The sequence below is a fragment of the Paracoccus sp. JM45 genome, from assembly GCF_003590715.1.
Taxonomy (GTDB): domain Bacteria; phylum Pseudomonadota; class Alphaproteobacteria; order Rhodobacterales; family Rhodobacteraceae; genus Paracoccus.
The window spans coordinates 241,281-263,759 of record NZ_QQVY01000001.1 but is presented as its reverse complement, the minus strand read 5'-3'; the positions used below and the strand labels follow the sequence as shown (position 1 = coordinate 263,759).

The following is a 22,479-nucleotide window of genomic DNA, read 5'->3' as shown; positions in this document are numbered from 1 at the left end:
TTACCGGATCAGTCGCGGTTGCCCATGAACTGCAGCAGGAACATGAACAGGTTCAGGAAGTCCAGATACAGGGTCAGCGCACCCATGATGGCGCTTTTACCAAGGAAATCCGAACCCGAACCTGCCATTTGCAGATAGGTGTTCTTGATCTTCTGCGTGTCATATGCGGTCAGACCTGCAAAGATCAGCACGCCCAGACCGGAAATCGCGAATTGCATCGCCGAGGATTGCAGGAAGATATTCACGATGGACGCAATGATCAGGCCGATCACGCCCATGATCAGGAAGCTGCCCCAACCCGAGATGTCTTTCTTGGTGGTGTAACCCCAAAGCGAAAGACCCGCGAAGGAAATTGCCGTCACAAGGAAGGTCTGCACGATCGAGAAGGACGTATAGGCCAGAAAGATCGAGCTGATCGACAGGCCCATCAGTGCCGAAAAGGCATAGAACATGCCAGTGGCCGCCGATACCGACAGACGGTTGATGGCAGCGCCAAAAGCAAAGATCATCAGCAAGGGGGCGAACATGATCACCCACTTCAGGGGCGAGGTGTAGATCGCGACACCCAGACCCGTCAGCTGGCCATCAGCGGTCACAGCCGCCGTCGAGATGCCATAGGCCGCGACGGCGGTAACACCCATGCCGACCGACATAAGCCCATAAACTTTGTTCATATAGGCCCGCAGGCCTTCGTCAACCGCTGCGGCGCGGCTGCCGACGCCCTGCGCGGTACGATAAGTGTTATAGTCTGCCATCGAAATCTCCCTCTGTGAGGCCATCGGGGCAAGCCCCCGCTTGTGCTTGAATATCGGTGTTCGGTTGATTCTTTTCAATGCCAAGCTTGCGGCATGATGGCGCAGTCATAGGGTGATGATGATCTTTCCCACCGCTTTGCGGTCACGCAGCAGGCCATAGCCTTCGGCAATCCTGTCCAGTGGCAGGACCTTCCCCATGACGGGGTTCAGTTTTCCCTGCTCGAACAAGGTGAACAAGGCCTGCATGCTGCCACGTATCGCCTTGGGATCAAGGCTGCGATACCCGCCCCAGAAGAACCCGTGGATGGCGATGTTTTTCACCAGCGCATGGTTCAGGGGCAGGGCGGGTGGTTTGCCCCCCGCAAAGCCGATGATCAGATGTCGTCCTCCGTGGCGCAGCGCGCCGAAAGCGGCCTTGCCCGGCGCGTCGCCCACGGGGTCATAAACGACATCGGCACCGCCCAGTTCGCGCAAGGCGACCCGTAGATCAGGACATGTGGCGCTGTCGATGACCTGATGCGCCCCCGCAGCCGCAACGCTTTCCAGCCGGTCAGCCCCACGGGCCACCCCTATAACGTGTGCCCCAAGTGCCGCCCCGATTTCAACCGCCGTCAATCCGACACCGCCTGCCGCACCCAGCACGATCAGGGTCTGTCCTGCCCGCAAATCGCCCCTTCCGGCCAGCGCCAGATGACTTGTCCCATAAGCCACTTGAAACCCTGCTGCCTGTTCGAAGGACATGCTATCCGGAATGGTCTGAACAGCACCCGGATCAACCGAAATCACCTGGGCCGCGGTGCCGGGGGTCGATACCAACACACGGGTTCCTATGGCTAATCCGCAGTCCTCTGACGTCTCGATCACCGTGCCGGCACCTTCAAGGCCCGGAACGAAAGGCGGGTCCTGACGTTCCTGATACTTGCCCTGTGCCTTCAATAAATCCGCGAAATTAAGGGCAAATGCACCCATACGGACAAGAATCTGTCCCTTGGCGCGAACGGGGTCCGGAACTTCGGAAATAACAGGGTCCTGATCGAATGCAGGGATCTGGGCAACGCGAATCATATATCCTCCTGAAAATGCGCGGGGCGGGCCGTCATCCTTGGCGGGTTTGTCGCCACTGTCTATCAATCGGTCCAAAAGGGCATGCAGGACCTGTCCTTTTGGTCAAGAAAGGGCATGTTAACCAACTTGATGCTCGAAAAGAGCAATATGTCGGCGTATCACCTCTTTAGATTGAGTGAGGTTAGCGATGAAGCATAGTGTAGATGTTCATGTTGGTAAGCGTATCCGCCATCGCCGCTGGATGATTGGAATGACACAGCAGCAACTGGCCGATCAGGTTGGTATCAAATTCCAGCAGATCCAGAAGTACGAGACGGGGATGAACCGCGTCTCTGCATCGCGTCTGTGGGATATTGCCCATGCAATTGACGTTCCGGTCAGCTTTTTCTTTGAAGGGCTGCATGACGGCGTAATGCCGACGACGGTCGAGGGTGACATGTTCGCCGATAAGGAAGCTTTGCAACTTGTGCGTGCATACTATGCCATGCCCGAAGTGCAGCGCCGCCAGATCTTTGAATTGGCCCGCGTTTTGTCCGACGCCGCCTGACCGGCCTAAATTCTGTCGCCCCGCCGTGCGTAACTGCGGGGCGACAGACCCCCAAGGCGGCTGGTCCCTGCGCCGCGTCTGGGTTAAACCTGCGTCAACCGACGACAGGAGACCACCATGCAGGATGCATCCCGGATCATTCAAACCGCGCATGAGATGGCCGATGCCGCGCGACATGCTATTCTGCCGCTTTTTCGCAGCACCGATCTGGTGGCCGACAACAAACGTCCCGCCGATTTCGACCCCGTGACCCAAGCCGACCGCGCCGCTGAACTGGCCATGCGCGAGGTTCTGGCGCGTCTGCGTCCCGATGATGCCATTCTTGGTGAAGAATATGGCTCCACTGCCGGAACCAGCGGGCTGACGTGGATCCTTGATCCGATCGACGGCACGCGTGCCTTTATCAGCGGCGCGACCAGCTGGGGTGTGCTGATCGGTCTGTCGGACGGGCAGGACGTGATCTATGGGATGATCGACCAACCCTATACCGGTGAACGCTTCGAAGGCGGTTTGGGTCGCGCGCAGCTGGCGGGGCCCCATGGCACCCGCGACTTGCAGGTGCGCCGTGATGTGCCGCTGGAACGTGCCACCCTGATGACAACCTTCCCCGAGGTGGGGACCACGGCTGAAGGTGCTTCTTTTCGTCGTGTCGCAGCAAAGGCGCAACTGACGCGATACGGGCTGGACTGCTATGCCTATGGCCTGCTGGCGCTTGGTCAGATCGATTTAGTGATCGAGGCCGGGCTGCAATCCTATGACATCGCCGGCCCATTGGCCGTTGTGCAGGCCGCGGGTGGGATCGTCACCGACTGGCAGGGTGGTCCTGCCGCCCAAGGGGGGCAAGTAATTGCCGCCGCCACGCCGGAACTGCACCGTGCCGCGATGGCCCTGCTTGCCGGTTGATCCGGCCCCGCCAGATACCTGATAATGACCAGTCCAAGGGGCCAGCATGACCGACGACACACGCCTGCAAATGGATCAGTCCCCCGAACGCGAAGACGGTGACTTCGCACCCAGCTCCGAATTCATGGAGCTGATCGATCAGGCGATGGATGCCGGTGACCAGCCCGCATTGAACGCGCTTCTGGAACCGATGCATGGCGCGGACATCGCCGACCTGATCGAACGTCTGGCCCCCGCCCGCCGCCGCCTGTTCATCGAACTGTATTCGGGCGAGATCGACGGCGAGATTCTGTCCGAAATCGACGAATCCATTCGCGAGGAAGTGCTGGAGCTGCTGCCCCGCCACGTTCTGGCCGAAGCCGTGCGCGAAATGGACAGCGATGACGTCGTCGATCTGGTCGAGGATCTGGACGATCCCGAACGCGACGAAATTCTGGCCATCCTTGACGACAGTGACCGCGCCGCCGTCCGCCAGTCGCTGGCCTATCCCGAATATTCCGCCGGTCGTCTGATGCAATCCGAGGTGGTCACCGCCCCCGAACACTGGACCGTGGGCGAGGCAATCGATTTCCTGCGCCGCGAAGAATGGCTGCCCGAACAGTTCTATCATATCATCATGGTCGATCCGCGCCGTCATGCGGTGGGCTATGTCACCCTTGGCCGTCTGTTGGCGTCGCGGCGTGATGCGGTCTTGCGCGACATGGCCGAAGACAGTTTCCGCACCATCAGCGCATATGCCGCCGAAGCTGACGTCGCCTATGTCTTCAACCAGTACCACCTGATCTCGGCCCCTGTCGTGGACAGCGATGACCGTCTGGTCGGTGTCATCACCATTGATGACGCCATGGCGGTTCTGGATGAGGAGCATGAGGAGGACATCCTGCGTCTGGCCGGTGTGGGTGACGAATCCAGCATCTCGGACAGTGTGGGGCAGACGGTGCGCCAGCGGGTGCCATGGCTTGCGACGAATATCCCGACGGCGCTGGCCGCCGCAGCGGTCATCGCCTTTTTCGAAAGCGCCATTTCGCAACTGGTGGCGCTGGCGGTTCTGATGCCGATTGTCGCCTCGATGGGCGGGAATGCGGGCACCCAGACGCTGACGGTTGCGGTGCGGGGTCTGGCAACGCGTGATCTGTCGGCCTCGAACGCGCTGCGGGTTGTCCGGCGCGAGGTCGCCGTCGGCCTGATCAACGGCGCGGTCTTTGGTGCCATCATGGCGGGCATTACTTTCCTGTGGTTCCACGACGTCTGGCTGGCCGGTGTGATCGGCATGGCGATGATCATCAACCTGCTGGTCGCGGCCTTGGCGGGCATTACCGTGCCCTTGGTGCTGAACAAGCTGGGGGCGGACCCTGCACTGGCCTCAGGGACGTTTGTCACAATGATGACGGATGTGATCGGCTTCATGGCCTTCCTGGGCCTTGCCTCGGCCATCCTGTTGTGACGGCGGATAAGAACACCCTGCGCCAGCAGGCCTTGCAGGCGCGCGCACAGGGCGGGGATCACGCCGCCCTGAACCGTCATCTGATCGCAGCACTTGCCCCCCATCGCAACAAGGTTCTGGCCGGATACTGGCCCATGCGGGACGAGGCTGACCCCCGCGCTGCCATGGCCGCCCACGCAGGCCCCCTGTGTCTGCCCGTCGTGGCGGGCCGTGCCCGTCCGTTGGTCTTTCGCCATTGGGACGGACAGCCGTTACAATCGGGCGCATTCGGCACATCGCATCCTGGCCCCGATGCGTCCGAGATGACGCCGCAGGTGCTGATCGTGCCGCTGGCGGGCTTTGACCGGTCGGGAAACCGCATCGGCTATGGCGGCGGCTTTTACGACCGGACCTTGCAGATCTTGCGCGAATCGGGGCCGGTAACAGCCATCGGTCTGGCCTTTGCCTGTCAGGAATTGCCCGCCATTCCCGCCGAGGAATTCGACCAGCCGCTGGATTTGATCATCACCGACCGTGAAACGCTGACCCCTTTGCGCTGAATCCTGCCGGTCGTGGCATTTCGCACCGACTGTTGGCAAGCTGGGGATGGGCGGCGCATAAGCCTGTGGGTAACTCGGGGATTGTTTTTGCCAGCTGATTGATTTGGCGGTCCTTTCCCGCAAGCATCCGCTGAAACCGATCGGAACGGGCGCGGTCCTGTGTGCGAATCCGGCGTTCGGCCTGATGCTGCACTGTCAACGTATAAGCCGCTGGTTTTGTGAAAATAAACCCATTGAACAGGGTCGGAACCACCGTCACGCTGTCACGGAACGCCCCAGCGGCACAAGGCATGCGCGCCTGCGTTTGCCCCAAGACAACGGACGACCGGCTTTGACAAGGGGGCGCTGCCACCTTGGGGACGCCCCATGCGGGCAGGGCTGTGTCGTGACGCGTCGCGCGGCATCGCAGGCAAAGCACAGGACGCGCAGACATGAAGATCGAACGTCGTTTCACCACGGAGACATCCGGCGCCTATGGCGATATCGCCTTTGCGACGACCGCGACCGATATTCGCAATCCTGACGGCTCGGTTCTGTTTCGCAACGACGGAGTGCAGGTGCCTGCGGGCTTCAGCCAGACAGCCAGCGATGTCATGGCGCAATCCTTTTTCTGTCGGGGGGGCGTGCCTGCTGTCCTGAAGGCGGTTCCCGAAGACGGTGTCCCCGATTTCCTGTGGCGGCATGTGGCCGATCTGACCGCCCTTGCCGATCTGCCTGACTGTGACCGCTTTCTGGCCGAAACCACTGCGCGTCAGGTCTTTGACCGGATGGCAGGGGCGTGGACCTATTGGGGATGGAAGGGCGGCTATTTCGCGTCCGAGGATGAGGCACGCGCCTATCTGGACGAAATCCGCTTCATGCTGGCCCGCCAGATGGCGTCACCCGCCGCCGCGCAATGGGTGAATACCGGCCTGCACTGGGCTTATGGTATCGGAAGCGACGCACAGGGCTTTCGCGTCGATCACATCACCGGCGATGTGCAGGCGGCGGATGCCAGCCATCCCCAGCCCCATGCCTGTTTCATCCAGTCAGTCAGCGACGATCTGCTGTCTGGCGGCGGCATCATGGACCTGTGGGTGCGCGAGGCGCGGCTGTTCAAGCACGGCCACGGCAGCGGCACGAACTTCAGTGAATTGCGTAGCACGGATGAGGCTTTGTCGCAGGGCGGCACCTCGGCCGGCTTGATGGGTTTCCTGAAGATCGGCGATCGTGCGGCAGGGGCGATCAAGCCGGGCGGTATCAGGCGCCGCACGTCGAAAATGGTCATCTGCGACATTGACCACCCCGAGGTCGAGGATTTCATCAACTGGAAGACGCTGGAAGAACAGAAGGTCGCCAGCCTTGTCGCCGGATCGCAGATGCACGAGCGTCATCTGAACGCGATCTTCGCGGCGATCGGCGCAGGCGGTGATACGGATCCCGACAGCAACGCGGCGCTGAAAGCTGCAATCCGCGATGCCCGCCGCGTGATGATCCCCGAAACCTATGTGAACCGTATCCTGCAATATGCCCAGCAGGGGTTCACCAGCATCCGCTTTCCGACCTTCGACACCGATTGGGACAGCGAGGCTTATGCCACGGTCTCGGGTCAGAACAGCGACAGTGCAGTGCGCGTGACGGATGCGTTCCTGAACGCCGTGCGCGTGGACGCCCCTTGGGAACTGCTGCGTCGCACCGATGGCCGAGTGGCCAAGACGGTCAGCGCGCGGCAGCTGTGGGACCAGATCGGCGATGCCGCATGGGCCAGCGCCGATCCGGCGGTGCAATTCGACGATACCGTCAACGCATGGCACACTTGTCCGCAGGATGGTGCGATCCGCGCCAGCAATCCCTCGGGCGAGTATATGTTTCTGGACGATACCGCCTGTCATCAGGCCACGCTGAACCTGACGGCATTCGTGCGGGATGGCCGGTTCGACGGGAAGGGTTTCGCCCATGCAACCCGCCTGTGGACCCTGACGTCCGAGATCGGGGTGATGATGGCGCAATTCCCTTCGGAACGGCTGGCCCGTCGCACGCATGATTTCCGTCCGCTGGGACTGGGGTTTGCCAATCTGGGCGGACTGCTGATGCGGATGGGCGTGGCCTATGACAGCGATCAGGGGCGGGCGATATGCGGGGCGATCACCGCGCTGATGACCGGCACGGTCTATGCGACAAGCGCACAGATGGCGGCGATGGTCGGGCCCTTTGCAGGCTATGCCCGGAATGCCGGTGATATGCTGCGGGTCATTGCCAACCACCGGGCTGCAGTGCTGGGCACAGGGGATTACCACGGTCTGAACATTGCGCCCGTCTTGATGGACGCCGATCACTGCGCTGATGCCGACCTGATCCATATGGCGCGCTCGGCTTGGGATCAGGCGCTGGATCTGGGCTGCCGCCACGGCTTCCGCAACGCGCAGGCCAGTGTTATTGCGCCTGCGGCCCAAAGCGGCCTTATCATGGATTGCGACACCAACGGGATCGAGCCTGACTTTGCCCATGTGAAATACGTCGCCCTGCCGCAAGGCGGGCATGCCAAGGCGATCAACCCCGCCATTCCGCAAGGGCTGACGGTGCTGGGTTATGATGATGACCAGATCGTCGCGATTGCCGCCCATGCGATTGGCAATGCCAGCCTTGCCGATTGCCCGACGGTCAATCAGGCGGCGCTGGTGCGATGCGGCTTCGGGGCGGAACAGCTGGCGCGGGTGCAATCGGCCCTGACCACGGCTGTCGATATTCGCTTTGTCTTCAATCAATGGACGCTGGGCCGCAGCTTCTGCCGTGATACTTTGGGGATCCCCACGGATAAACTAGCCGATCCTGCTTTTGATCTGCTGTCCTATCTGGGCTTTTCCGATGCCCAGATAAAGGCGGCCAATGATCATATCTGCGGCACCATGACGATCGAAGGCGCGCCTTATCTGCGCCCCGAGGATCTGGCAGTGTTCGATTGCACCACACCCTGCGGCCAGTCAGGCACACGGCATCTGTCGCTGGACAGTCACATCCGCATGATGGCCGCCGCGCAGACCTTCGTATCGGGCGGAATCGCGCGGACGCTGAAGCTGCCGCACAGCGCCAGCATCGCGGATGTGCTGGCCGTGCATGATCTGGCATGGTCCTTTGGTCTGAAAAGCATCGACCTCTATCGTGACGGATCAAAGCTGTCGCAACCCTTGGCGCAATCGCTGTTTCAGGATGATGACGGGGCACGTGATGTCATGGGCAACGGCACCCCCCGCCAGAAAGCCGCGATCATGGCCGAAAAGGTCGTCGAAAGGATCATTGTCAAGGAAATCCGCGCAGCACGCGAAAAGCTGCCCCTGCGCCGCAAGGGGTATACCCAGAAAGCCAGTGTCGGGGGGCATAAGGTCTATCTGCGGACCGGCGAATATGACGACGGCAATCTGGGCGAGATTTTCATCGACATGCACAAAGAGGGTGCGGGCTTTCGTGCCATGATCAATAATTTTGCCATCGCGGTGTCGGTCGGTCTGCAATACGGCGTCCCACTGGAAGAATTCGTGGATGCATTTACCCTGACCCGTTTCGAACCCGCAGGTCCTGTGCAGGGAAATGACAGCATCAAGAATGCGACCTCTATTCTGGATTATGTGTTCCGCGAACTGGCCGTCAGCTATCTGGACCGTACCGATCTGGCCCATGTCAAACCCCAAGGTGCCCGTTTCGACGATCTGGGCGAGGGCGAGCCCGAGCGTCCAAGCAGCGCCCCTGCAGAAATCAAATCCCTGCATATGCTGAAGCAGATCAGCAGCGCCGGCTATCTCCGCAAACGTCTGCCACAAGAACTGATGGTGCTGCAGGGCGGTGCGGCGGCGATAGATATGCAGACAGCATTCGATTTACGCGCTGAGGCCCATAGTCATAGCAATAAAAGCGTCCCCCTTTGTGAATGCGGTGATTTTGCACGGCAAATAAACGGCATTTGGGTCCAATGCAGCATTTGCAGCGGCAAGGGACGTATGGGCTGACGTCCGAATATCTGCGCTTTGTCGTTTGCACGCAACAACTTGCAGTTAAGCTTGGGTGACATTGGACACAGGCAAAGACTGCGGGTTGACGCCAAGCGATCCTTTGCCGTTCATAAGCATAGTATCGGCAGGCCCAAGGTCGCCGCAAAAATAAAGGGCGTTTGTCGCCAAGGGGTTCGTGATGGTCAAGATTACACCGGTTCTGATGGCGGGCGGTTCGGGAACACGGCTCTGGCCGGTGTCGCGCAAAAGCTTTCCCAAACAATTTGCACAACTCATCGGCGATGAGACATTGTTTCAGGCCAGCGCCCGCCGTCTGACCGGTCTCGAATTCCACGCACCTGTGGTCATGACCAATTCCGATTTCCGCTTTATCGTCGCCGAACAGATGGAACAGGCGGGGATCGAGGCGGGACAGATCCTGATCGAACCGGCAGGACGCAATACCGCCCCCGCAATTCTGGCCGCAGCCATGATGGTCGCCGCCAGCGATCCCGACGGGCTGGTGCTGGTCGCGCCCTCGGATCACGTCATTCCCGATACAGATGCCTTCAAGGCGGCGGTTCTGGAAGGGGCAGGCCCTGCAGCCGCCGGACGTATTGTGACCTTCGGCATCACCCCCGATCGCGCCGAAACCGGCTATGGCTATCTTGAACTGGCATCCGACGGGGCAGGGCCGCAGCCCTTGGCGCGTTTCGTGGAAAAACCCGACGCAGGTCGCGCTGCGCAGATGGTGCAGGCCGGAAACTATCTGTGGAACGCGGGCATCTTCCTGTTCAGCGCCCGCGCGATGATCCAGGCGTTCCGCGATCATGCTGCCGATTTCATCGCCCCCGTTCAGGCCGCCATGGATCAGGCCAAGCTGGATCTGGGCTTTCTGCGTCTGGCGCCTGCGCCATGGAAGGAACTGAAAGACGAATCCATCGACTATGCCGTCATGGAAAAGGCGGACAATCTGACTGTCGTACGTTTTTCGGGCCGCTGGTCCGACCTTGGTGGTTGGGACGCCGTCTGGCGCGAGGCTTTGGGCCGTGCCCCCTCGGATCAGGGGGTGGTGACGGACGCACATTCGACCGCGATCGATTGCCACGATGTGCTGTTACGATCAGACAGTGACGGGGTCGAGGTTGTGGGCATCGGCCTGACCGATGTGATGGTCGTTGCTACATCGGACGCGGTTCTGGTGGCCGATAAATCACGGGCGCAGGACGTGCGTCAGGCAGTTGTCGCGCTGAAGAAGAAATCCTCGAAACAGGCCGAGGCGTTTCCACGCGACCACCGCCCGTGGGGCTGGTTCGAAACGCTGGCGCTGGCCGACCGCTTTCAGGTCAAGCGCATCGTGGTGAAACCGGGGGCGGCGCTGTCGCTGCAAAGCCATGTCCACCGGTCCGAACACTGGATCGTTGTGTCGGGTACGGCGCGGGTGACGGTGGATGAAAACGTGACGCTGGTGACGGAAAACCAGTCGATCTATGTGCCTTTGGGCGCGGTGCACCGGATGGAAAACCCCGGCAAAGTGCCGATGGTCCTGATCGAGGTGCAGACCGGCAGCTATCTGGGCGAAGACGACATCATCCGTTACGAAGATGTCTATGCCCGCAGCAGCGCGGATTAAGGTATAAGGCCCCGCGGGTAAGGCGGGGCCGTCAACTTACATCGTGTCGCGGATCTGTTCGATCGTTGCTGCAACTCCGGCACGCGGGACACCGCGCAGCATCGTTTCACCGATGATGAAGGTCGGGGTGCCTTGCACGGCCATGGTGTTGCCCAGAGTGCGGTTCTTGTTAAGCACATCCGTCACCTCGTCCGAGGTCATGCGCGCAATGACCTGATCGGCATCAAGGTCGATCTGGCCTGCGACCTTGCGCAAGGCATCCTCGGATGCGGGGGTGCGTAATTCCATCAGGATATCATGCGCCTTGGCATAGGCTTCATCCCCGCCCAACTGTTTTGCCGCAATGGCAAACCGGCTAGAGGCTTCGCTGTCCTGTCCAAGGATCGGGAATTCCTTGATGATCAGACGGATATTGCCATCGGCGGCAACGGCGTTCTTGACCTCTTCGTTGAACTGGCGGCAGACGCCGCAGCGGTAATCCATGAATTCGACCATCGTCAGGTCGCCATCGGGATTGCCGCCAACCCAGCTGTGACCGTCGTCAAAGATCGCATCATGGTTATCGGCCACCAGATCGACATCATTTTGCGCGGTTTGTTCGGCTTGCCGGTTTTCCAGCTCGTTGATCGATTCGATCAGCACCTGCGGGTTCGCCATTAGATATTCACGCACCGCTGCGCCGAAATTCTGCTTTTCGGCATCACTCATGGCGCTGATATCAAAGGCCATGGCGGGGCCGGTCAGCATGGGGGTCGCGCTTAGCAACAGCGCGGCGATCAGGCGTTTCATGGTCGGACCCTTCGGTTTTTTGTCGCCCACAACTTGGACCGGACGGCAAGCGATGGCAAGAATGCCGCGAACAAGGCTGCGTGACGCCACAAATGCAATGCAAACAAACGGTGGAGCGTGGCACCGACCCGCGTTAAGACAGCAACAAAAAGCGAACGAGGCTAAAGCCATGCGATCTTCCACCCGCGGACAGGTAGACCCCTTTATCGTCATGGATGTGATGGACGCCGCCAACCGCGCCGAAGCGGCAGGCCGCCACATTATCCATATGGAGGTCGGTCAGCCCGGCACACCCGCCCCCCAAGGTGCCCGACAGGCGCTGGCCGACGTGCTGGACCAACCGTTGGGGTACACATCGGCGCTGGGGTTGCCGGCGTTGCGGCAGGGCATCGCGGATTTGTACCTGAAATGGTACGGGGTGACGCTGGACCCTGCGCGGGTTGTTGTCACATCAGGCAGCAGCGGCGCGTTTCTGTTGGCGTTTTCGGCGCTGTTCGATGCGGGCGACAAGGTGGCGATGGGCTTTCCGGGCTATCCCAGCTATCGCCAGATCCTCAAGGCGATGTCGTTGGAACCTGTCGGCATCCTGACCCGCCCCGAAGACCGCTATCAGCCACGTCCGACCGATATTCCAGATGATGTGCAGGGGCTGATCCTTGCGTCGCCGGGCAATCCGTCCGGCACGGTTCTGACGGTGCCCGAACTGCGCGCGTTGACCGACGCCGCGCAGGCCAAAAACATCAACGTTATCTCGGACGAGATTTACCACGGGCTGTCCTATGGCAAAGGCTGCCATTCCGCGCTTGAGGTGACGGATGAGGTTTTCGTCGTAAACTCTTTCAGCAAATACTTTTCTATGACCGGCTGGCGCGTTGGCTGGATGATTGTGCCCCCCGAACATATCCGCACGGTGGAACGTCTGGCGCAGAATATGTTCATCTGCCCGCCGCATGTCAGTCAGGTCGCAGCCCTTGCCGCGCTGGATTGCATCCCCGAAGCCGAGGCCAATCTGACCGTCTATGCCGAAAACCGCCGCCTGATGCTGGAAGAACTGCCCAAGGCCGGTTTCGATCGCATCGCGCCGCCCGAAGGGGCGTTCTATGTCTATGCCGATGTGTCGCATCTGACCGATGACAGCGTGGCCTTCGCCGCCGAGATTCTGGAACATGCAGGCGTGGCCGTCACGCCGGGGTTGGATTTCGATCCTGTCCGCGGCGGCCAAACCCTGCGGTTTTCCTATGCCCGCGCGACCGAAGATATCGCCGAAGGCTTGCGCCGTCTGACCGGGTATATGGCATCCAGATGAGGCTGCTGACCATTCTGCTGGCACTGATGCTTGCGCTGCCTGCGGTGGCACAGGAACCTGCACGGTTGCAGGTCGGGGCCTCGTCTGTGACGCGGCAACATGACGGCTGGTGGCAATCGGTGTTCGGTCCGCAGGCGCTGAAGCTGTCCTTGGCGTTGGATAAGCCGGTGCCTTACCGCGTCTTTCTGGTCGGTGATCCGGCGCGTCTGGTTGTCGATCTGAAAAACACCGATCTGTCGGGGGATGAATTATCGGCGATGTTCGGCCACGAACAGCTGCATGCCATCCGCTGGGGCAGTTTCCAGCGCGGCTGGTCGCGGATCGTGATGGAATTGCCCGACACCTATCGCGTGTCGCGCGCCGGAATGGAAACGCAAGGGCTGTTTGCGCGGTTGAACGTGGCGCTCTGGCCCGTCTCGGCCATCGATTTTGCCCCGCGCCCATCCGCTGCGGCAGCCTTGCGGAACCTGCCGGACCCTGCCCAGCTGACCGATACGCCGATCCGTGCCGAAGGTCTTGTGGTGACACTGGACGCAGGTCATGGTGGTTTCGACCCCGGCGCGCAGGCCGATGGCGTGAACGAGGCTGATCTGGTCCTGACCTTCGCGCAAGAACTGCGAACGGCCTTGGGACTGCGCGGCGTCACGGTGAATATGACCCGCGACAAGGATGAATTCGTGGCGCTGGAACAACGGATGACCATTGCGCGACAGGCGGGATCGCATGTCCTGATCTCGCTTCACGCAGATGCTTTGCCAAAAGGGCAGGCCGCTGGTGCGACCGTGTATGTATGGAGCCCGTCCGCCGATGACCGCGCCGCCCGCCAGTTGTCGCAACGTCATGAACGCGACGATCTAGTGCTGGGTATGGATTTCGCGGGACAGGATGATGCGTTGGCCACCGCGCTGATGGATTTTGCACGCACCGATACCCAGCCACGGTCCGAAGGCTTTGCCCGCATGTTGATTTCACGCATGGCCCTGGGCGGCATCGGTCTGCATGGGCGACCGGTTCAGGGTGCGGCGTTTTCGGTCCTGAAATCGCCCGATATTACCTCGGTCCTGCTGGAGCTGGGGTTTATTTCCGATACGAACGACCTTGCCAATCTGTCCGATCCGGCGTGGCGGGCGCGCATGGTTCAGGCCGTGGCCGAAGGGACAATCGGCTGGTGGCGTGACGAACAGGCCCGCGGCGCGCTGCTGCGTAAGTGATCAGGCAGTGTTGCTTTGACCGTGGGGGCAGGTCGGGCTATAGACGGGCCAAGTTTTCGAAAGGCGATCATACGTGCTGCGAGCCATACTCTCATTCATCGGGGCGATCTTTTCGTGGTTCGTGACCGCCAGCTTCTTTATCGCGCTGACCCTTGGCGGGATCTTCTGGGTCTATTCCCGTGATCTGCCCAGCCATGAAACGCTGGCGCAATATTCGCCCAAGACCATCAGCCGCATCTATTCTGCCGAAGGGCAGCTGATTGATGAATTTGCCGATGAGCGCCGGATTTTCGTTCCCATCGACGAAATTCCCGATCTGGTTAAACAGGCTTTTGTCAGCGCCGAGGACAAGAATTTCTATACCCACCCCGGTTATGACCTGCGCGGCATTCTGGGGGCGGCCTATCAGGCGGCAGCGACCGGCGGGGCGCAGGTGCGCGGTGCGTCGACCATCACCCAGCAGGTGATGAAGAACTTCCTGCTGTCCAGCGACCGCAGCGTCGAACGCAAGGTCAAGGAATTGATCCTTGCCTCGCGGCTGGAACAGACCCTGTCCAAGGACCAGATCCTTGAACTGTACCTGAACGAGATTTTCCTGGGCCAGAACAGCTTTGGCGTTGCCGCTGCCGCCCAGACCTATTTCAACAAGTCCCTTGCCGAACTGGCCCCGCACGAGGCTGCGATGCTGGCGTCGATGCCGCAGGCCCCGGGGCGTTATCACCCCGTGCGGGCCAAGGAACGCGTCACCGAACGCCGCAACTATGTCCTGCGGGAAATGTGGCAGAACGGCTATATCGACGAAGCGACCTATGAATCCGAAGCCAAACTGCCGCTGCGGTCGGTCCAGAACGGCGATTTCGATTCTTTCCAGAAACAATTGCCGAACCGCGATTATTTCACCGATGAAATCCGCCGCCAGCTCAGCCGCGAATTCGGACAAGAGGAATTTTTCGGCGGCGGCATGACCATCCGCGCCACGGTCGATCCCGACCTGCAAACCGAAGCGGCGACCGCCCTGCAAGAGGCATTGGAACAATACGATCGTGGTCTGGGTGTCTGGCGCGGCACCGGTCAGGTGCTGCCGGAAACGGCGTTGGCGGACCAGATGTCGTGGCGCACCGCGCTGTGGGAATTGCGCCTGCCGCGTGACATTCCGCGTTGGCATCCGGCTGTGGTTCTGGAAATGGGCACCAATGACGCGCGCATCGGTATCGAGGGCATCGAGGAAGACGCCGACGGCCATTGGATCACCGCCGCCGATGTTACATGGGCCCGCAAGCGCAACAGCGACGGCAGCCTTGGCCCGCGTGCAAGGGTTGCCGACGACCTGCTGGATGTGGGCGACGTCGTTCTGGTGCGTGCGATGACCAGCGACAGCGACGGCAGCTTTATCCGCTGGACACTGCGTCAGGTGCCGCAGGTGCAGGGCGGCTTTATGGCCATGGACGTCAACACCGGTCGCGTTCTGGCGATGCAGGGCGGGTTTTCCTATCAAAGTTCGGTCTTTAACCGTGCCACGCAGGCGCAGCGCCAGCCGGGGTCGTCGTTCAAGCCCTTCGTCTATGCCGCGGCGCTGGACAACAACTATACCCCCGCGACCATCGTCGTTGACGAACCGATCCGCGTGAACACGCCGCAGGGCCTTTGGGAGCCCAAGAACAGCTCGGGTCAGCATTACGGCCCGACGCCACTGCGCACCGGCATCGAACAATCGCGCAACCTGATGACCATCCGGATTGCCGACGATATCGGCATGGATCAGGTCGCCCGCTACGCCGAGGATTTTGGTGTTTATGACAAGCTGCGCCCCTTCCTTGCCAACGCCCTTGGCGCGCAGGAAACCACGCTGTTCAAAATGGTCGCGGCCTATGCGATGTTTGCCAATGGCGGCGAACGTGTCGAACCCACTTTGGTCGACCGCGTGCAGGACCGTCGCGGGCGCACCGTCTATCGCCATGACCAGCGTATCTGCGAAACCTGCGGGATGCAGGCGCTGCCTGTGGGAACGGGTCCGGTCATCGACAGCAACCGCGAACGGGTGATGGATGCGGTGACGGCCTATCAGTTGACCTCGATGATGGAAGGCGTGGTCAAGCGCGGTTCAGGCAAGGGCGTGAACCTGCCGGTGCCGATCGCGGGCAAGACCGGCACGACGAATGACGCCAAAGACGTCTGGTTTATCGGCTATTCCAGCAATATCGTCGCCGGTTGTTATCTGGGCTTTGACCAGCCGCGTTCCTTGGGCAACCGCGCCTATGGCGGCACGCTGTGTGTGCCTGTCTTCAACGCCTTCATGCGCGATGCGGTCAAGAAATTCGGCGGCACCGAATTCAAGGTCCCGCCGGGCGGTTACTGGGTTAAGATCGACCGTGTCACCGGCCAGCGTCTGCCTGACGATGCGACCGGCCCGAATGTCATTTCGGAATACTTCCGCGACGGCACCGATCCCGATTGGCTGACGCCCTATGTCGTGTCGGGCTTTGGCGATGGCGCTGTCGTCCTGCCGTGGGAAGCGGGGGCGGCTGCTGCGACCGCCATTACCACCTCGACTGGGGAAAAGCGGGTGATCCCCAAGCGTACCGATTTCGGCTCGATGTCATCGGGCGGCCTTTACTGACAGGCGCGGCGGGTGGTCTTGCCGAGGCCCGCCAGCCGCGTTATCACCCCTGACTTGACGCCAGACCGAAGGAGAGCCCGCATATGCGCGCCGAAACGCAGTCCACAATCGAGGCCATCCGTCGTTCGCTGACCCTTTTGGGCCAGCGCCTTGACTGGCAGACCGCGCCCCATCGTTTGGAAGAAATGAACGCTATGATCGAGGATGGCGATCTGTGGTCCGACCCCGCCCGCGCGCAAAAGCTGATGCGTGAACGCCAGTCGCTGTCGGATGCGATCGACACCTATCGCCGGATCGAGGGCGATCTGGCCGCCAATGCCGAAATGGTCGAACTGGCCGAAATGGAAGGCGATGCCGATCTGGTTGCCGAATCGGAAGCCAACCTGAAGGCGCTGGCCAAGCTGGCCGCCCAGAAGGAACTGGAAGCCCTGCTGAACGGTGAAGCTGATGCCAACGATACCTTCCTTGAAGTCAACGCAGGCGCGGGCGGCACCGAAAGCTGTGACTGGGCGTCCATGCTGGCGCGCATGTATGTGCGTTGGGCTGAGAAAAAGGGCTATGAAGTCGAATTGCTGTCCGAAACCGGCGGCGATGAGGCCGGCATCCGCAGCGCGGGTTACAAGATCACCGGCCATAACGCCTATGGCTGGCTGAAATCGGAATCGGGTGTGCACCGTCTGGTCCGCATCAGCCCCTATGACAGTGCCGCACGCCGTCATACATCGTTCAGCAGTATCTGGGTCTATCCTGTTGTTGACGACAATATCGACATCGAGGTCGCAGACCGTGATATCCGCATCGACACCTATCGGTCGTCGGGCGCGGGTGGTCAGCACGTCAACACGACCGATTCGGCGGTGCGGATCACGCACATCCCGACCGGCATCGTGGTGACCAGCTCGGAAAAATCGCAGCACCAGAACCGTGCCAACGCCATGGCCGCGTTGAAATCGCGTCTGTACCAGATCGAGCTGGATCGCCGGAATTCGGAAATCAACGCCCAGCACGCCGCCAAAGGCGATGCAGGGTGGGGCAACCAGATCCGGTCCTATGTCCTGCACCCCTACCAGATGGTCAAAGATCTTCGAACGGGGGAAGAAACCAGCGACACCCAAGGCACGCTGGACGGCGATCTGGACCGCTTTATGGCGGCCACGCTGGCCCTTGATGTGGCCGGCAAATCCCGCGCCGAGGCGCAGGGCGACGACTAAGACACAAGGGCACTCTTTCGGGTGCCTTTTTCATTCCGGGGGTGACGGCATGATCCACAAGCGGCAATTGGGGCAGGGCGGCCCGATGGTGGGCGCGGTCGCGCTTGGCACGATGAATTTCCTTGGCACCTATGGCCGGACCGATCCCGACACCAGCCTGCGCTGCATGGCAGAATGCGTTGATATGGGCATCGACCATATCGACACCTCGGATGTGTACGGGGCAGGCGGGGCCGAGGAACTGCTGGCCCGCTTTCTGAAAACCCATGGCGACCGCGTGACATTGGCCACCAAAGGCGGCATCACCCGCAATCCCGATCACCCCTTCGACAATACGGACGCCTATCTGACGCGTTCGCTGGAAGCGTCGCTAAAACGCATGCAGGTCGAACGCGTCGATCTGTATTACCTGCACCGCCGTCAAGCCGACCACCCGATCGAGGAAACAATGCAGACCCTGCTGCGCCTGCGCGATCAGGGCAAGATCGGCGCGATCGGGCTGTCCGAAATCGCGCCATCAACCCTGGAACGTGCGGCGGCGATCGGACCGGTGGCGGCGGTGCAATCGGAATATTCGCTGTGGACGCGCCAGCCGGAACTGGGCCTGAACGACGCCTGCGCCCGTCACGGGGCCGCGATGGTGGCGTTTTCACCTGTGGGTCGCGGCGTCTTTGCAGACACGCCCCCCGTTCCGGCGGATTTTGTTACGGGCGATCTGCGAGCAACGATGCCACGGTTCCAGCCCGACAATTGGGCGCATAATCTGACCCGCCTGCAGGCCTTTGGCGATCTGGCCCGCAAAATGGGCGAAAGCCCTGCCAGTCTGGCCATTGCATGGGTTCTGGCCCGCGCCCCCCATATCATCGCCCTGCCGGGGTCGCGTGATATCGCCCATTGGCGACAGTTGGCACGGGGGGCGGATCTGACCCTGACCGACGACCAGATGGCACAGATCGAAACCGTGCTGCCCGCAGGCTGGGCGCATGGTCCCCGATATGGCGGCGCAATGGCCAATGGCCCCGAGGGTTACTGCTGACCCTGATTGCGCTAGGATAGCCTGAACCCCCTAACGATAGGTGCTGCGCGATGAAGGACAAAAGCATAAATCTTGCGCTTCAGGGCGGGGGCGCCCATGGCGCGTTCACTTGGGGGGTTCTGGACCGGCTGTTGCACGAACCATGGCTGGATATCGCTTCGGTCAGCGGTGCCTCGGCAGGTGCTTTGAACGGTGCCGCACTGAAGGCGGGGCTGGCTGCCTTCGACGGGCCCGCCGGAAAGCAGGCCGCACGCGAAAATCTGGAGGCCCTCTGGTCCGAGGTGGGGGATATCAGCGACAATCGCGTCATCCGCTGGCTGCAATCGCTGATGCCGATGCCGCGCGGGGTCGAACGCTTTGCGCAGATGATCTCACCTGCCGCTTGGATGGACGGGCTGACACGCATTTTCAGCCCCTATGACTATGGGCCGTTCTACGTCAATCCGCTTGGCAAACTGATGCGCGATCTGCCCTATCCCGATTTTTCGTGCAAGGAAGGTCCGCGTCTGTTCGTGTCGGCCACCAATGTCCGCACGGGGCGGGTCAAGGTGTTCACGGGCACGCAGGCGACGCCGGATGCGGTCATGGCCTCGGCCTGTTTGCCAACGCTGTTTCAGGCGATCGAGATTACGGACCCCGATACCGGCATTACGGATGCCTATTGGGATGGTGGTTATGCGGCCAATCCGGCCCTGTTTCCGATGTATAGCAACAGTTACCCACGCGATATCGTGGTGGTCGCCCTGAACCCGCTGATGCGTGATGCCCTGCCGCGCACACCGGTCGAAATCGCCGACCGCGTGAACGAGATCAGCTTCAATTCATCCCTGATGGGGCAGTTACGGGCGATCAATTTCGTCAAACGGCTGTTTGCCGAAGGGCGGGTCGAGGCATCGACCATGAAGAACGTCTTGGTGCATCTGATTGATGACGATGCGCTGATGATCGATCTGACCGCGCGGTCCAAGCTGATGCCCGGGCCGGGGATGCTGGCGGAAATGAAAAAGGCGGGGCAGGCGGCGGCGGATCGGTTTATCACCGATCACGCCGACAAGCTGAACAATCAGGACAGTTTCGATCTGTCCCAATTCTTTCCCGCCGTGTCTTTCGATTAGACCATGGCGCGCGCGATGGCCGCGGCCAGACGCGCGTTGTTCAGGACCAGTTCGATGTTGGACGCCAGCGAACGACCCTCGGTCAGTTCGAAAATGCGCTGCAACAGGAAGGGCGTGACCTGCTTGGCGGCGATCTTTTGCGCCTCGGCTTCCGACAGGGCCTGTTCGATGGCGGGCATGATCACGTCGCGGGTGATTTCATGCTCGACCGGAATCGGGTTGCAGACCAGCTGGCCGCCTTTCACACCCAGACGCGCGCGCATGGCGGCGGCGGCGGCGATGTCGGTCGCGCTGTCCATCCGCAAGGGTGCCTTGATGCCCGATGCGCGCGACCAGAAGGCCGGCAATTCGTCCTGTCCGAAGGCGATGACCGGCACGCCAAGCGTTTCCAGCACTTCCCACGTTTTCGGCAGGTCCAGAATGGCCTTGGCACCGGCGGCGACAACCGTCACAGCTGTCTGGCCCAATTCCTGCAAGTCAGCGGAAATATCAAAGCTGAGTTCGGCCCCGCGATGCACGCCACCGATGCCGCCGGTCGCAAAGACCTTGATGCCTGCCAGTTCGGCGCAGATCATCGTGGCGGCAACAGTTGTGGCACCGGTGTGGCCATTAGCCAGACAGACCGCCAGATCGGCACGGCTTAGCTTCATCGCCTGATCGGAGGGCGTCTGTGCCAATGCGGTCAGTGCCTCGGTCGTCAGGCCGATATGGATCTGGCCGCCCATGATGGCGATGGTGGCGGGCACGGCACCGCCTTCGCGGATGGTATCTTCGACCTTCTGCGCCATTTCAAGGTTCTGCGGCCAAGGCATGCCGTGGGTGATGATGGTCGATTCCAGCGCGACGACCGGGCGTCCGGCTTTCAGGGCTTCGGCAACCTCGGGGGCGAAAGTCATGGGGGCATTGGTCAGATTGGTCACGGAACGTCCTTTCCAGAAACATGGGCGGCAGCGGCTTCGACCGCTTGGCGCAATGCCGCTTCGCGCGGCTGGTTTTGCAATTCGGCCGCCAGATGGGCGGCAAGGAAACAATCGCCTGCGCCGGTGACGCGGGCGACGGTGACGCGGGGCGGGGTCACGACCAGCGTCGGACCGTTGGCCATGGCATCGGCGGCAGAATGGGGGCCATCGGTGACCAGCACACGGGCGGCACCGCGCGCCACCACGGCCTGCGCGGCGCTAGCGGCATCGGGATAGGCACGACCGGCTAGAATCTCGGCCTCAAGCCGGTTCAGGTAAAAACAGCCACGGCGGGCAGCAATCAGCGGTTCCAGCCGTTCGGCCTTGCCGGGGCTGGCGGGCACCACACGCAGATCGGCATTGGCCAGACGCGGGTCGCGCGACATGCGGGCCAGCAGATCCTCGGTCAGGTTGCCGTCAAGAACGACAGGGCCGGTCCAATTGGCCAGCGCATCGGCCAAAGGCGCAAGGATGGTGTCGCCAGCCGCCTCAAGACTGTGGGCATCGGCAATGGCGGCAATCAGACCCTCGCTGTCTTCGATGCCCATATAGCAGTCGGTCGGCAGGCCCGTGTCGCGGCTCAGCCAGTCGGTGCGGACACCAAGGCGGTTGGCCTGCGCTGTCAACGCCTCGCCCTCGGGGTCGCAACCGACGGCAGACAACACGGCAGGGGTCAGACCCCAGCGGGCCAGCGCCACCGCGACATTCAGGGCAACGCCACCGGGAATATGTTGAATACGGCCCGGCACATCGGCACCTTGGGCCATGCGGCGCGGGGCACGTCCGATCACGTCCCACAGCATCGCGCCGATACACAGAATGTCAGGGTGCTTCTCGGTCATCATCATCCCTTAGCTCGGTTTCCAGAAACCGTTCGAAATCATCCAGATCAATCGGGTCGAACTGCCCGAAGCCCTGCATCCAGACCGAGGCGCCGCGCATCCCGTCGGGGTCCAGCTTGCACCATGTGATCCTGCCGCGTCGCTCTTGCCGGATCAGACCGGCGGCTGCAAGCACTGCAAGATGTTTGGAAATGGATGCCAGACTGGTGTCGAACGGTGCCGCGACGTCACTGACCGCCATATCATCCTCTAACAACATCGACAGGACGCGCCGACGCGTCGGATCGGCCAAGGCCGAGAAGATCAGGTCCAGCCTGTCGGGCATCTGGGCAGTCGTCATGATGTCGCCTGTGGGTCTGGGGGCCTGCCCGATCATGGCAATGGTCAACCGAACGGTTGAATAATGTAAAACGGCGTCGGGGAATGCAACCCGTCCAACCGAAATACGCGATGATTAATCTGATTAAATATCAGCACCTTACGAAACGGACAGCTTTGCTTGACTTGGGGCGCGGTTGCCCCTAGACAACGCCCAACGAACACAA

General features: G+C 61.3%; 18 protein-coding genes. 12 read left to right on the top strand and 6 right to left on the bottom strand.

Annotated features, from left to right (window positions below; translation table 11 throughout):
• Positions 1-8: 8 nt before the first annotated feature.
• Both DWB67_RS01370 and DWB67_RS01365 read right to left on the bottom strand, forming a co-directional pair.
• Positions 9-755, bottom strand: coding sequence for a Bax inhibitor-1/YccA family protein (locus tag DWB67_RS01370; protein WP_119805698.1), 747 nt, complete (start codon positions 753-755; stop codon positions 9-11).
• A gap of 105 nt (positions 756-860) precedes the next feature.
• Positions 861-1,820, bottom strand: a complete 960-nt coding sequence (locus DWB67_RS01365) for an NADPH:quinone oxidoreductase family protein (RefSeq protein WP_119805697.1) — start codon at positions 1,818-1,820, stop codon at positions 861-863.
• 187 nt (positions 1,821-2,007) lie between these two features.
• On the opposite strand from DWB67_RS01365, the gene DWB67_RS01360 reads away from it, so the two are divergent.
• From DWB67_RS01360 to DWB67_RS01330, 6 genes are all read left to right on the top strand, one after another.
• Positions 2,008-2,367, top strand: coding sequence for a helix-turn-helix domain-containing protein (locus DWB67_RS01360; protein ID WP_119805696.1), 360 nt, complete (start codon positions 2,008-2,010; stop codon positions 2,365-2,367).
• Positions 2,368-2,484: 117 nt separating this feature from the next.
• Entirely contained in the window at positions 2,485-3,270 is a 786-nt protein-coding gene (locus DWB67_RS01355) for an inositol monophosphatase family protein (protein WP_119805695.1), read from the top strand.
• A 46-nt stretch (positions 3,271-3,316) separates the two neighbouring features.
• Positions 3,317-4,714 carry a magnesium transporter gene (gene mgtE, locus DWB67_RS01350; RefSeq protein WP_119805694.1) on the top strand — a complete coding sequence of 466 codons (1,398 nt, stop codon included), beginning with the start codon at positions 3,317-3,319 and terminating at the stop codon, positions 4,712-4,714.
• Entirely contained in the window at positions 4,711-5,253 is a 543-nt protein-coding gene (locus DWB67_RS01345) for a 5-formyltetrahydrofolate cyclo-ligase (RefSeq protein ID WP_119805693.1), read from the top strand. Before mgtE ends, DWB67_RS01345 begins: the two co-directional genes overlap by 4 nt.
• Positions 5,254-5,684: 431 nt before the next feature.
• Positions 5,685-9,233 (top strand): vitamin B12-dependent ribonucleotide reductase, encoded by a 3,549-nt coding sequence (locus DWB67_RS01335; RefSeq protein WP_119805691.1) that lies wholly within the window; start codon positions 5,685-5,687, stop codon positions 9,231-9,233.
• A gap of 181 nt (positions 9,234-9,414) precedes the next feature.
• The gene (locus DWB67_RS01330) at positions 9,415-10,848 is read left to right on the top strand and encodes a mannose-1-phosphate guanylyltransferase/mannose-6-phosphate isomerase (protein ID WP_119805690.1); all 1,434 of its coding nucleotides are present in this window, start codon (positions 9,415-9,417) and stop codon (positions 10,846-10,848) included.
• 36 nt (positions 10,849-10,884) lie between these two features.
• Here the strand turns inward: DWB67_RS01330 and DWB67_RS01325 are convergent, their stop codons facing one another.
• On the bottom strand, positions 10,885-11,637 hold the full coding sequence (locus DWB67_RS01325) for a DsbA family protein (protein ID WP_119805689.1): 753 nt from the start codon (positions 11,635-11,637) through the stop codon (positions 10,885-10,887).
• 169 nt (positions 11,638-11,806) lie between these two features.
• On the opposite strand from DWB67_RS01325, the gene DWB67_RS01320 reads away from it, so the two are divergent.
• The 6 genes from DWB67_RS01320 (at position 11,807) to DWB67_RS01295 (ending at position 20,133) form a co-directional block, all read left to right on the top strand.
• Complete coding sequence (locus DWB67_RS01320) at positions 11,807-12,943, top strand: pyridoxal phosphate-dependent aminotransferase (RefSeq protein ID WP_119805688.1); 1,137 nt, start codon at positions 11,807-11,809, stop codon at positions 12,941-12,943.
• The gene (locus DWB67_RS01315) at positions 12,940-14,154 is read left to right on the top strand and encodes an N-acetylmuramoyl-L-alanine amidase (RefSeq protein WP_119805687.1); all 1,215 of its coding nucleotides are present in this window, start codon (positions 12,940-12,942) and stop codon (positions 14,152-14,154) included. Before DWB67_RS01320 ends, DWB67_RS01315 begins: the two co-directional genes overlap by 4 nt.
• Positions 14,155-14,227: 73 nt before the next feature.
• The gene (locus DWB67_RS01310; protein WP_119805686.1) at positions 14,228-16,771 is read left to right on the top strand and encodes a penicillin-binding protein 1A; all 2,544 of its coding nucleotides are present in this window, start codon (positions 14,228-14,230) and stop codon (positions 16,769-16,771) included.
• A gap of 83 nt (positions 16,772-16,854) precedes the next feature.
• Positions 16,855-17,982, top strand: a complete 1,128-nt coding sequence (gene prfB / locus DWB67_RS01305) for a peptide chain release factor 2 (protein ID WP_119805685.1) — start codon at positions 16,855-16,857, stop codon at positions 17,980-17,982.
• Between the two features lie 49 nt (positions 17,983-18,031).
• Complete coding sequence (locus tag DWB67_RS01300; protein ID WP_119805684.1) at positions 18,032-19,018, top strand: aldo/keto reductase; 987 nt, start codon at positions 18,032-18,034, stop codon at positions 19,016-19,018.
• A 50-nt stretch (positions 19,019-19,068) separates the two neighbouring features.
• A complete protein-coding gene (locus DWB67_RS01295; RefSeq protein ID WP_119805683.1) occupies positions 19,069-20,133 on the top strand; it encodes a patatin-like phospholipase family protein in 1,065 nt (354 codons plus the stop codon).
• Here the strand turns inward: DWB67_RS01295 and DWB67_RS01290 are convergent.
• The 3 genes from DWB67_RS01290 to DWB67_RS01280 are packed head-to-tail and all read right to left on the bottom strand — an operon-like array spanning position 20,130 to position 22,259.
• Positions 20,130-21,029, bottom strand: coding sequence for a pseudouridine-5'-phosphate glycosidase (locus DWB67_RS01290; protein WP_119806140.1), 900 nt, complete (start codon positions 21,027-21,029; stop codon positions 20,130-20,132). The genes DWB67_RS01295 and DWB67_RS01290 overlap by 4 nt on opposite strands.
• A gap of 20 nt (positions 21,030-21,049) precedes the next feature.
• Positions 21,050-21,934, bottom strand: a complete 885-nt coding sequence (locus DWB67_RS01285; protein ID WP_119805682.1) for a PfkB family carbohydrate kinase — start codon at positions 21,932-21,934, stop codon at positions 21,050-21,052.
• Positions 21,915-22,259, bottom strand: coding sequence for a helix-turn-helix transcriptional regulator (locus DWB67_RS01280; protein WP_119806139.1), 345 nt, complete (start codon positions 22,257-22,259; stop codon positions 21,915-21,917). The genes DWB67_RS01285 and DWB67_RS01280 overlap by 20 nt, the downstream gene beginning before the upstream one ends.
• Between the last annotated feature and the right edge of the window lie 220 nt (positions 22,260-22,479).